The following is a 13,410-nucleotide window of genomic DNA, read 5'->3' on the forward strand; positions in this document are numbered from 1 at the left end:
AGTAACAATGTTTTTATTTACAATTGAACGTTTGGTTTTACAACTAATGCATTATGGAACAAGAGGAAAATTCAATAAGGTCTTTCCGAACCAAAAAAAATATACCTCACATTGTAATAGAACAATGAAAGGTATATTTTTCACAACAAAAGAGTGTGAGATGTGATATCGAAAATGCTTTATCTGCCGCTTTATGGATTAATCTATCTTAATTTTATCCGAATTTTTATTTGCAAGCTCTACCTGCTCTAGCAGTGAATTAAAACCATCCAGCATCGATTTAAAATCTTCCACAGATACATTATGGTTTAAAAAGATATGCTCCGTTCTTGACTTCACATGATCCATTTCCTCCGCAAGTTTTAAATAAATAGCTGCATCATTTATTTCTTTTGCCTTTTTAAATTTGGCAATATCCTCGGTTATAAAATCAATAATCTCTTTATAACTCGCATATTTGCCATGAACCATTGCATATGGCTTCATCCGTTGCAAAAAATACTTATCTTTGCGAGTAATGTTAAATTCATAGGCAACCTCTAAACCATCACCCAAATCAAAACTGGCAATATGCATTGTACTTGAAAAGTTATGAATTTCCTTAGCACCAAGCTGACTAAGCATCATATCAATTACATCGCCGTTCACATCACTTTTTTGCATAATCAATTCCCCCTTTGGAATAGAATAGGTTGAAAATATATTTTCACCCTAATTTTGTAATTCCACCCTATAGACAAGCGGAATCATACACACAATATTAGCTGAATCGATAAAACTATAATACTATTAGCTGTATTTCAAGTATAGAACTACGGTTGCAATAACAATTGAAATGATCATAAGTGGAAAGCCTCTTTTTAAATAATAGGAAAATGTAATTGGATATCCGTTCTTTTTGCTTATTCCTGATAAAACTACATTGGCTGATGCTCCAATTAAAGTTCCGTTTCCTCCAAGGCATGCTCCAAGAGATAATGCCCACCATAAAGGCAATACTTGCATACCGCCGCTTTGCATGGTTAAAATCAATGGAATCATGGTTGCAACAAACGGAATATTATCAAGGAACGCCGATACGATAGCCGAAATCCATAGTATTAAAATCATTGTCATAATTTGATGCCCATTCGTAATCGCAAGCAATCCATTTGCAAGCATTTCAATCACACCTGTTTTTTCAAGACCTCCCACAACAATAAACAAACCCATGAAGAAAATTATAGTAGACCATTCAACACTTAGTATAATTTCCTCTGGATCCTGCTTCCCTATCAACAGCATAATAGTAGCCGCTGTCAGCGCAATAATACTGGATTCCATGCCCAGCCAATCATGCAGGATAAAGGAAGCAACAACTAATATCATAACTATAATGCTTTTCACCATCAGAGAATGGCTTTTAATTGCTTTCTTTTCATCCAATCTCATTATCTTTTCCATTTTGTCAGCAGCTACCTGCAAATTTTTACCATATATAAAATAAAACAATAAAGCATTTACAAACATAACAAAGAATGCAGTTAAACCTGTATTTAAAATAAAGTCAATAAAGCTTAAATGAGCAGCACTTCCAATCATAATATTAGGGGGGTCGCCTATCAAGGTTGCTGTTCCGCCTATATTAGATGCCATAATCTGTGTCATCAAAAACGGAACAGGGTTTAACTCAAGAATTCCTGTTACTGCAATTGTCATTGGACCTACAAGCAATACTGTCGTAACATTATCTAAGAATGCCGATAGAACCGCTGTAATAATCATAAACGTTACCATAATAATCCATGGATTTCCCTTTGACAGCTTCGCACTCATAATTGCAATATATTCAAAAATACCAGATTGCTTGACTACTGCAACAAAGAGCATCATTCCCATTAAAACGCCAATTGTATTGAAATCGACTGTTTCAATGCATTCATTCGCTGTAATAACATGGCATATAACCAATAATACTGCTCCTGCAATAGCAGCAACTGATCTGTGAACCTTTTCAGTCATTATAGCAGTCATAGTAACCAAAAATATTACAATTGCTATAATTTGTACTTCTGTCATAACATCATCCTCTTTTATCTTCTTATTTGTTACCATTCAATCTTCTGGCTAAATAGCAGCTATAACTTTTTCGAATTATAACATATCCTAAATTCCAAAATAATTATAGCTCTACTAAGGATAAAATGCTATAGATTTTTATATCAAATTTTAGTACAATCGAAATTTATTTTAATTGTTTTCATAAATTTTTAAAACCCCATAATATTTATTGATTGTACTAGTATCACTCACATATTGACCGACATCCTCCGGTCCATAGCGAAGCAGGTAATAATCCATATCATGAAGAATATGGTAAATATTTATGACTTCATTTACATCATGGGTTTCCTTTGCCTGTTTCACAGATTCCCTCATGGATGTAAAATCTGCTTTCAGGTCCTCATTGCTTATATACTCCAATATTTCATCAATTAGTGCTATATAACTGTCTGCGTCATACTCATTATTGGTTGATACCGTGGTTGCATACTTTTGCATATATTCGTCCTTCGTAAGTCCTGATTCTTCCAGGGAGATTTCTGTATCAAATGCCCAACCTATTTGTATTTCACCTGTCTGCTCCAGATAATTCCACATCAAACTGTCCGAATCAGAAAGCTGTTCAATTAAATTATCAAACATAATACCGTTCTCCAAACTTAGATTTGCACTTTTTACACGTTCCGTCATACTCTCAATTTGCTCGTCCGTCATTCCGCTCAAAGCGATTTCTCTCATCTTTAATACTGTCTCTTTATTTGGAGCAGATTCTTCTGACACAGAGTTCTCTTCATTTGTATCTTCTTGGTTTGTTACAGCTTGTTCTTGTGTATCAGTCTCTTTTGTTTGCTCTTGCTGCTGCGTTTCAGCATCAGAAGCCTTTGTACATCCGGTAAAAAATACAACACTGAGTATAAAAATCATCCCTGTTGTACTTATCACCCTTTTCATTTCCTTCCTGCTCATTTCAATTTACCTCCTTACAATTTCCTTAATTAAACTTCAAGGCTATACTCTCATTTTGTATCATTTTGTTATTTATATAATTACAAATAAATTTTCAAATAACAAACAACTGATAAATCTATAAGCCATTCATTATCTTCTTGTATTGCAAACCAATGTAACATTTCTAAATCAAGAACCTCTTCTACATCAACGCCATTTACCGCTAAGAGTACTAATTTAGAATTAATATTATTACTCCATGAAAAATAGATTATCTTATTATAGCATATTTTACGAAAGGATGAGTCGGTATTTCATTTGCAAACAACTGAAGTTATTTTTTATATGTAGATATTAGCTCTTTTTAAATTAAAAATTTTATATAAAATAAATGATTGTTTATCAAATCGTAAGCTATTGTAAAAATAAGTTAATTTGTCAGCTTTTTTGTAATAAATAATTAATTTTAATAGTTTAGATTTATTGACGAAGATGCAATTTTTGATAACTAAAGGTGGGTTTTTTGATAGAAAATTCTTTATCTTTAATTTGGGAACCTTAACTTTTAGTATTAGACGAACCAATCAATTGATTAATCCATAGGGTATTATTGAGTTTCGAGAATTAATCAATAAATTTTTGCAATTACGAAATGAACTTTATAATATCTAGCCATATTTTAAATAAATTAAAAAAATTCAACCCGTTTTAGTTTTATTACTCATAGAAGCTTAGTAAATGATCTTACAAGTATCGAATTGAATTTAATCGGTCAAAATATTATTTTAATAGAAGTAGAAGATGTGTAGAAAACACTATCGGGTTATTAAGAAAGACTATCCCCTTACGGCAGTTATATAAATCTTATTTTTTTAGTAACTACTAAAGCCGTTCTAAAAAGCAAATTTCCAGCTGGGAATGTATCTGGCCCCAATCCTGACGGGGGGTCCCCGTCCTTATCTTTGTAATATCCGTTTTCGCTAAGTACAGCATTTGGGTGCACGTCAGCAATGGGGTGCGATTATTACTAATCTCACCCCTCTATTGCATATAATTAATTATTTAAACTACTGTTGCAAATGTATCACTTTGTTACCTAGTATTTCTCTGTCATAAACTTTAATTGCCCTTATAAAAACTATTTTACTGCATATTTTGTGTTTACACCACAAAGATTTTTCTGTGAATAAATTTTTTTAATATCTGTCTGATTGTTAAGCATCTTTAATCCTTTAAGCTTAATTAAGTTAATATCTTGATTTTTGTTTGTCATGTGATTATTCCCCTTTCCTCCTTATTATTGTATATATAAAATCTATAAAGACTTTATAACTTAATTATTGTGTTATATAAATTACGTTTACACCGCAAATTTTTAATTAATAATATTCTTAATATTTGTTTCCTAACTCTAAAATTTTTAATAATTAAGCAATATTAAGTTTATATTTTGATTTTTAAGCTATGAGATTATACTCATACTTTCACTGTTAAAACAATAATGTTTAGATACATTCTTAAACAAAATAATATTGAACGACAAGCCTTGTATCACAAACATTTTTTATAAACTTTGTAAATTCTTTGTGATCAAATATATTATTTTTTATAAGTATATCTTTAGCTTCATTATAATCATGTCTATCTATTATTTTCATTGCTTCATATGTAAACTCATTTAATTCATAATCTTCTCCTGTAATAGCATCATAAGCAAAAATAATTCCACTATCACTTTGCTTTTCATATCTTATAAAAGGATTTAATCCAATCATTTTCTCTTTATTTATTTTTTCATTATCCCATTTTTTAAATTGGTAGACTTTCAATAAAGATTCTTCAAAAGATGTTAATTCACTAGGTCCATGATTTAAAATTAAAGAATTACAATTTGTAAAATTATAATATAAATAACACAAACCTGTTTTATTTGAAAATGGATTATTTTTTATTTTTAAACATATTTCTGTCATCAGATATTCAAACTTATAATCATACATTTCTTCCGGATCTTTAGTAGCAAAAAATAGACTAAATTCTTCCCCTAACAATCTTGTAATAGGAATGTAGACCCCTCTTCCTTTATTATCATTTTCAATTAAATCATTTGTCATCTGGATTGCTTCATACTCTGTTAGTCCCTCTTTGGCGATATACTCATTAGCCAAACCTATATCGTTTTTGTTATCTGGCATGATTACAATACTATATTCATCTGGATTTTTATATACCTTTGAACCTTTTTCCAAACCGAAAGAACTAAACCCTGTTGAACACTCCTGCAGTCCATAAACTGTTCTTGCCTGATATATTATATCTTTAACAAATTTAATAGTTGTCATTGCCTCCTCTTTTGTTTCTTTCGGGAAACCTAGAATATAGAATAAATGAAATGATATTTTATTTTTCATACAGCATTCTAGAGTTGATCTTATACATTCCAACTTTACACGTTTTTCCATCAGGTCAAGAATCCTTTGATTATATGACTCTAACCCAAATTGCAATTTCCTAAGTCCCCCTTCATATAAAACTTTTCCTTCCTCATCTGTAATTGGATAATCAAACCTTGTTTCTGTATACCAAAGAAAATCATTATTACTATTTTTAATTATCATACTAGACAATTCAAGCATTCTTGGAAAAGCAAATGTTTCATCAACAAAAGTAAAATATTTAGTATTGTATTTTTTCTTCAAGAGAAGCATGTGTTTGTAAACTTCCCTTAAATCCAAAACCTTATATCTTTTTCCACCAGTTCCACTGGAAATCGTACAAAAAGCACAATTAGAATAACAGTTTTTTGATGTTAGTAATGGAATAATCAATATAGGATTAAAGTATAAACTTATATCAAATCCATCGAAATTGGGACACTTTACATCTGAAATATCAAAATCTTTTTTCTTATTAAAAACTATCTTGCCATTTTCGCAATGAACTATATTACAAATAGTTTGTATTTTATCAGAAATATTTTTTCTTGTAATTTTGCCTTCAAGTAATTCCTTAAGTGTATACTCTCCCTCGTAGCAAGATAAAAAGTCAATATAATCAAATATAAACGCTAGCTTTTCTACTCTTTGCTGAACAAGTCTTGTAACATAATTTCCTCCCAAATAAATAATTATATTTTTGTCTTTTTCTCTTATCATTTTGCATAAGGTCAAAGCAGGTACAAGTTGAGCCACTGATGTTATAGAAAAACCGACAAATTCATACCTCAATATTTGTTCTATTAAGCTATATCTTAGCTCCGAATAATAATCTAAAAAAATATTATTTTTCCTATCATCTAATAATTTTATTATATCTTCAATCCTATCTCTTCGGTAATGAATAAAATCAATGTTAGTAAAATCAATAATTTGATTATAAAAGATATTAACTATGTCTAATGCCACTGAAAATACTTGTATTATCTCTTCATATGCATTTTTGTCTAAAATATCTCCACATGATCTTAGTCTATTCTTATACATATCTATATTGTTCACATGTTTCTCATATAATTTAATTCTTATTAATCTTTTAAACAAAACTTGTTCTTTATTATTTAAAACATCCTTTGAATTCAGTCTATCAAACATACCGCTCAACTTTTCCCATTTATCTTTTATATATTCGCCATTCAACAGGTTATCAAAAAAAATAATATTTTCATCAATAATATCCGCATCTAACTCATTTTCATTTAAATATCCTTTCAATTGCGGTAATGCTAAATATGGCGCAAATGGTGTCCATCCTGGTGGAAATATCATTATCATTTTATTTATCATTTATATTTCCTTCCTAATAGTAATATGTTAGGTTGTCCTGTCCTTAATTAATATAATATTTTTAAAAGCTCTTTATTAACATAATTTAGAATTAATCGCTGACAGTTACGACCACTTTTAACCTTATTTTCTATAAAATAACCATGCTGACATCCTAAGTGACAAAATGGTATATATGGACAACCTTCTTCAAAACATTTCTTATATAAATCATAATTAATCTTTCGTTGAGGTAAAACTAAGTCAACTATTTTTGCCTCATTAAAATCTTCTCTTCCAACTCCGCGTAGACATTTTATAACATTTCCGTCAGATTGTATAATTATAGAATCGTTTATTTTATTAGAACATAATGCAGAAATAGCGTAATAATCAGTAGCGATAAAGCCTAGTTTAATAACTTTCTTATATAAACTTACATACTGTGCAAGACTTCCATCTTCTAATCTAAGCGAATCATCATCAATTACTCTATTTATTTCCGTATTAAAGCTTTTTCCTACAAGACCAAATGAAAAAACAATTCTATCTTTAGATTCAAAAAATCTATTTGCTATAAAATCAATTAAATCTGGAATAAAAAATATATTACTTCTGCAACAGTTTACTCTAATAATATATACCTTTGAAATATTTCTATTTATTGCAAGCTCCAAGTTGTTTATTATAGGTTCAAATGTAGGACCACCATTTTTTAACATTCTTCTTTTGTCATGGTATATTTGGGGACCATCTATTGTCACTTGTAAATAACCCATATTTTTTCCTGAAATAATATCGCAATTTCTTTCATTTATAAAAAATCCATTACTTATAATACCAGTTGTATATTCAATATTTAAATTATCAATTTGATTGAATAAATATTCCAAAATATCAGTCTTTACAAAAAGAGGTTCTCCTCCAAATAATTTAAAATGTATTCGCTTAATATGTAATTCATCAATCAAATATCTCTGCACCCAGTTAAAGATCATATCAATAGTATTAAAAGAAATATCTTTCATTCGATCTGTACCATTTTCATAGCAGTATGTACATCGGAAATTACATTTTAAGGTTGGTGTAATTGTTAGGGTAAATTCATCAGCAATTTTCTCTATTGCATCTGATACATCATTATAAAATTCTTCTTGCTCTTGTAACACATCATCAACAATTATTTCGACTTTTTTTAATTCATCTATATACTTTGAATTACTATCAGCATTCTTTGACAAAACACTATCTATCTCTAAAAAAATATCTTTATCTAATTCAATTGTAACTAAGTTTTTACTACTTCTCAACCTAACTATTTTGCCTAAATCTACTTTATACACAAAACTTGACCACACCATAATAACTTTCCCTCTTATCTATAATTCTACTTTTTGTCTCCTATAAATTGAAATTTTTTATCTAATAAAATTGGTAGAAATAATTTAAAAGGAAATGAATTGAATTCACATGCATAGGACGTAGCTCCATACCACATATTCAAACGATTACTAAAGTTTAATTCTCTTGCAAATTTTGTATAATTCGAACAATCATGTAAAACTATATCCCATTTTTCATCTTCTGCCATCTTCATTAACTTAAATGTAATTACTCTACTCCACGTAGGCGAAATATATCCCTGCCTGCACATATAAATAGGTTCATTTATATAATTAACCATATTTGCCTCATTTAAATGAAGCTCTGCACAATTCATAAAGTCAAATCCTGTTTGCAAAATTTTCTTCTTTTTCTTTAAAAATTCATCATAAAACTCTGGTGTCATTGGAGTTTCAATTCCAACTAGGGATATATATTTTTTTGCTATACTTATATTCTTAATTACTTTATCAGAACAATGAGTCGCACCTAAATTGAAACGGATTTCATTTAAACCAGCTTCTCCTAATTTTCTGAGTGAATCTTCATTTGATAAAATACCATTTGTATATAGATGTTGATATATTCCAGCATCACTGAATTTTTTAATAATGTTATAATACTTTTCTATTTCAATAAACGGCTCTAAAAAAGCGTACGCAACCCCCATTGGTTTATCATATATAGAAATAAGCAAATCCACATCTTTTTCATAAAAACTTGTTCCACCAATTTCCCACATTCCCTCTGGAATAGGTCTCTGTATATCCATTCGTCCGTAATAATAACAAAATTTACATCTTTCATTGCACTTATTAGTCTTTCTTATAGTATTCAAACCTTTGCCACAAAGGCATGATTTACATCCTATAGGAAACTTTTTTTCATTTCCTATATAAAACGTTCTATTATCAAGTCTTTTTAATCCCTTTATATCACTCAAATATATAGTATTTCTATCATCTATTACCTCTTCAATTTGGTATAGAACTGCATCAATAATCTCCCGATTTTGTAAATAACATTCTGTTGCATCTTCTTCTAGTGCAAATTGCTCAAAGTATTTTATAGCATCATCTTTTGTTACTTTCATCTTTTTCCCCTTTTCCCCGAAAATGAATATTTAAAATATCTATTCATCTAAGCAATTATTTACCTTCATTCTTTATTAATTTAATTTCTATGTCCTTTTATAACATGTCCCATTGTCTAAGCGACTAAAAAGTTTATAGTCCACCAATTCTCTTCTTATTAAGCATAAGTCATTAAAAGAATGATTATCGTTAATAATTATATTTACTTCTTTTTCAGTATAAATCCTATCTTGTTCAAATTTATCAATTAGATACTCATAAACTTGCATTCTTTTATTCTTTTTTTTGGGTAATATAAAAATTTTGTTATCTTTGTCTAGATAATTTTGTATCATTTTTTCACCTTTCAAGCTTTTTTTCTTACATTTTAATATATAATACATATTAATATAAGATATTTCAATAATTTTATGTATTTTATGTACATAACAATTTATATTTGTTATATTTAGTTAAATAAATGGCATATTATAAATTTTAAATGACAAATAGAATGAATCGATTTATTTTTTAAAACAAATAAAATACTCTATAAAATTTAAAAATTAAACTTTTTATTTAATTTTTTCTTGTTATTTTTAATTTTTATGCTATTATTTGAAGTGTTTATTTTATTAAAACTATGAATATGTAAAGGAGTCAATTTATGATATTAAATCATGATAACTTTGAATATATTAAAATTCCTTTTAAATTTTCCAAAAAATATTCTATTCTTTTATTTACATCTGGAATTATTTATGGATTTGTATATAATTGCGCAATTTTTGTTTTATCAATTGTATTAGATAGATTAGGTTCCTCAAGATTCAGTTTATCTAATCTAATAAGGCCATTATCTATTTATCTTATATGCATGGGATTAATGTTTTTAATTAACATTCTACAAACAAATTATCAAAATAATTTTAAATACCATGCATTTATAGAATCTAACAAATCACTATATACCAAAAAATATAGAATGAATTATATACTTAATGAAGATTCTATTATTTTAGACAAGTTTAACATGCTAAAAAATTTTGATGAAAATATTGTAAATTATGTAAAGTCATTAGTTTTTTTTGTTACATTATTTTTTCAGCTTTTATTTTTATTTTTTTTAATATCCGTATACTCTATTCCAACCGCATCACTAATTTGCTTATTTACTATTATAATTTTATTTCAGGTTTCCAAAGGAGGCAATGCTACTTATGAAGCTCATAAAAAAGTGCAACCTTTAGAGCGTGAAAAAAATGTTATAAAAGAAATCCTTGTAGATTTTTCCTATGTAGAAGAAAGAAATTTATTTAAATACGGCGATTATCTTTGCACAAGATACAATAATAAAGCAAATGAAAGCAGAAAGTACAAAAATAAATCATTGTCAATTTGGTTCTTCAAAGCACAGTTTGGAGGAATTACATTTATTATCTTTACTATTATTATTTCATTTATTTTAGGTCTTGCACTATTAAGAGGTGAAATATCTTTAGGACTTTTTGTATCACTTTTTTCTACTTTTATTCAACTAAGCGATATCATGTCTTGGGATCTCTCTGACAATGTTGATCATTTTATAGAATCTTCATCTAAAAACAGAGATTACATTGAATTCCTTAATTTAGATGAATCTGAATATAAAGACTCAATAAGCCCATCAATTACAAAAGAAATAGATAGTATCGAATTTAAAAATGTTTCATTTAGATACCTAAATTCAGAAAATACTATTTTAACTAACATAAATTTTATATTAGAATGCGGAAAGAAATACGCAATAGTTGGTGAAAATGGTTGTGGCAAAACTACAATTTTTAAACTGCTTTTAGGCTTATATCAGAACTACGAAGGTAAAATCCTTTTTTTTGATAAAAATTCTAATTCATTAAATATTAATATATTTAGAAATGATTTATGTGTTGTTTTTCAGGACTTTTCAAATTATTTCATCTCTATAAAAGATTTTCTTCAACTTGGAACATCTCATACCTTGCTTGAAGAAGAAATCTATGAAATATTTGATAAATTTAATATAGATCTTAAAATTAGTTTTTTATCCAACGGTCTGGATACACCTTTAGGTAATATTCTTGAAGAAGGGACAAATATCTCTGGAGGGCAATGGCAAAAATTATGTTTGGCTCGTGCTGTATTAAGTAAAAAAAATCTACTTATATTAGACGAACCTACTTCTGCCATAGACCCAATTTCAGAATTAAAAATAATGGAAACATTTAAAGCCTTATGCAGTAATAAAACTATTATTTACATTACACATCGTTTAGCAACCATAAAAGATTGCGATAATATTTTTGTCATTGATGCTGGAAATGTTGTGGAAAATGGAAATCATAAGAACTTAATGTGTGTAAATGGTCTATATAGAAAAATGTTCGATACACAAAAAAGCTGGTACAAAAATGAACTTGGGGGTGATTTGCTTGAAGCAGAAAATTAGTACATGGTGCAAGATCTATAAACTAGTGTGGAATTTTGATCCTTGGCATCTTCTATTGCTATCCCTGCTGGGACTAATACAAGCTGCAAGTGTGATACTACAAATTATGGCTATTCAAAATTTCATTAATTATATTCAAATTGAAAGAATTAGTAAAGAGAAATTATTATTAAACTTGCTATTTGTTGGTTTAATATTACTCATTAGAAGACTTTATAATGCATATTTTAATTATAATATAAACAAGTATATTTACATATTTAAAGATATATTTCAAATAAATTTTATTAAAAAAACCTCTAAGATACCTTTAGATGAGTTTTATAAATCAGAGTTCGAAACCAATAAAAATATGGCGCAACAAGGTGCTGAAAGTGCCGCGCTGTTCTTAATAATAAGTTTAATGTTACTCTCATTTAATATACCTTATTTTATATTTATTGGAATCTACTATAGCTTATTCTCACCTTCAATGTTATTAGTACTTATATTCATTATATTACCATCTTTCTATTCTATTTCAAAAAATATGCATGAATATAAAGATTTAGAGAATAACATTTCAGTTAATCGAAAAAAAATCAACTACTACTATAGATGTATCGGAGACATAAGCTACATAAAAGAAACAAAGATTCTAAATGCAGGGAAATATTTTTTCAAGAAAATCGATTATGAAACAGATTCCTATTTGTCTTCAACTACTAAACATTCCAAATTAATATTAAAGAATTCTTTAGTAGGTGAAAGTGTTAAATACATTGGTTATATTCTAATATTTATTGTTCTAATAACACTTACGCATTCAGGAATTATTACAATAGGTTTACTTGCTGCAACAATAACATCTTTAAATGATATGTATTCTGTTTTTAATGATATGCTAGATCGCGATTTTAAATCTCTTTCGTCATTCTATTATGATGTCGAGAACTATTTGAGATTTTTCAATAATTCTTTTGATGTAAGTACTTTTAATACATATACAAACAATGGCATTGATTTTAAAAATGTTTCATTCAAATATCCGAATAGCAAAGTTTATGCAATCAAAAATATCAATTTGAATATACCAAAAAATCAAATCATTGCAATAGTTGGCGAAAATGCTGCTGGTAAAACAACGTTTTCGAGACTTTTATTAGGACTTCTTACCCCGACTAAAGGTAAGATTACTATAGATTCCAGTATAGATAATAATATTAATTCAAAATCATCCTTATTTCAAAACTTCGCTAAGTACCCATTTTCACTTAGAGATAATGTTATATTATCAAACACATTAACGAATCCTAGTGATTTAGAAATAAGGAATATATTAAAACAATGCGGTGTTGATATCTCGGATACCAAAACCTTTGTGAAAGGTTTAGACACTATTTTGTCCCGTGAATTTGAAGGAATTGATATCTCTGGTGGTCAATGGCAAAAACTTGCCTTAGCTAGGTGTATTTATAGAAAACACAATATTATAGTACTTGATGAGCCTACTTCAGCTATTGATCCTATCAATGAATCTACTCTATTTTCTACTTTTAAGGAGATAGCCAAAAATGTAACTACCATTATTATTACACATAGACTTGGTATTGTAAGTATTGCAGACTATGTAATTGTTATGGATAATGGAGAAATAATTGAATCTGGAACCCATGATGAATTAATCAACTTAGGCGGGAAATATAAAGAAATGTATTTAGCGCAGTCTAGTGCATACTTTAAATAAATTAAATTA

Annotated in this window: 10 protein-coding genes; 2 read left to right on the top strand and 8 right to left on the bottom strand. The window is 28.2% G+C overall.

All coding sequences use genetic code 11. The features are described from left to right. Positions 1-198: 198 nt before the first annotated feature. The 8 genes from C8E03_RS18155 to C8E03_RS22980 all read right to left on the bottom strand — a co-directional run bounded on the left by C8E03_RS18155 (position 199) and on the right by C8E03_RS22980 (position 9,612). The gene (locus C8E03_RS18155) at positions 199-663 is read right to left on the bottom strand and encodes a hypothetical protein (protein WP_094377344.1); all 465 of its coding nucleotides are present in this window, start codon (positions 661-663) and stop codon (positions 199-201) included. A gap of 126 nt (positions 664-789) precedes the next feature. Beyond that, complete coding sequence (locus C8E03_RS18160) at positions 790-2,094, bottom strand: ArsB/NhaD family transporter (RefSeq protein ID WP_330410862.1); 1,305 nt, start codon at positions 2,092-2,094, stop codon at positions 790-792. Positions 2,095-2,229: 135 nt separating this feature from the next. Continuing rightward, positions 2,230-3,009 (bottom strand): hypothetical protein, encoded by a 780-nt coding sequence (locus tag C8E03_RS18165; RefSeq protein ID WP_110291778.1) that lies wholly within the window; start codon positions 3,007-3,009, stop codon positions 2,230-2,232. Between the two features lie 1,120 nt (positions 3,010-4,129). After that, the gene (locus C8E03_RS22635; RefSeq protein WP_278321198.1) at positions 4,130-4,264 is read right to left on the bottom strand and encodes a hypothetical protein; all 135 of its coding nucleotides are present in this window, start codon (positions 4,262-4,264) and stop codon (positions 4,130-4,132) included. 244 nt (positions 4,265-4,508) lie between these two features. Further along, entirely contained in the window at positions 4,509-6,773 is a 2,265-nt protein-coding gene (locus tag C8E03_RS18170) for a B12-binding domain-containing radical SAM protein (protein WP_110291779.1), read from the bottom strand. 47 nt (positions 6,774-6,820) lie between these two features. Further along, positions 6,821-8,113 carry a radical SAM protein gene (locus tag C8E03_RS18175; protein WP_110291780.1) on the bottom strand — a complete coding sequence of 431 codons (1,293 nt, stop codon included), beginning with the start codon at positions 8,111-8,113 and terminating at the stop codon, positions 6,821-6,823. Positions 8,114-8,139: 26 nt separating this feature from the next. Further along, on the bottom strand, positions 8,140-9,228 hold the full coding sequence (locus C8E03_RS18180; protein ID WP_110291781.1) for a radical SAM protein: 1,089 nt from the start codon (positions 9,226-9,228) through the stop codon (positions 8,140-8,142). Positions 9,229-9,315: 87 nt separating this feature from the next. After that, complete coding sequence (locus C8E03_RS22980; protein WP_408609928.1) at positions 9,316-9,612, bottom strand: DUF2087 domain-containing protein; 297 nt, start codon at positions 9,610-9,612, stop codon at positions 9,316-9,318. A 263-nt stretch (positions 9,613-9,875) separates the two neighbouring features. Between C8E03_RS22980 and C8E03_RS18190 the strand changes: the two genes are divergently transcribed. Beyond that, entirely contained in the window at positions 9,876-11,675 is a 1,800-nt protein-coding gene (locus tag C8E03_RS18190) for an ATP-binding cassette domain-containing protein (RefSeq protein WP_110291783.1), read from the top strand. Next, the gene (locus C8E03_RS18195; protein ID WP_170123058.1) at positions 11,659-13,401 is read left to right on the top strand and encodes an ATP-binding cassette domain-containing protein; all 1,743 of its coding nucleotides are present in this window, start codon (positions 11,659-11,661) and stop codon (positions 13,399-13,401) included. Before C8E03_RS18190 ends, C8E03_RS18195 begins: the two co-directional genes overlap by 17 nt. Positions 13,402-13,410: the final 9 nt, after the last annotated feature.

This window comes from Lachnotalea glycerini, from assembly GCF_003201285.1.
Lineage (GTDB): Bacteria > Bacillota > Clostridia > Lachnospirales > Lachnospiraceae > Lachnotalea > Lachnotalea glycerini.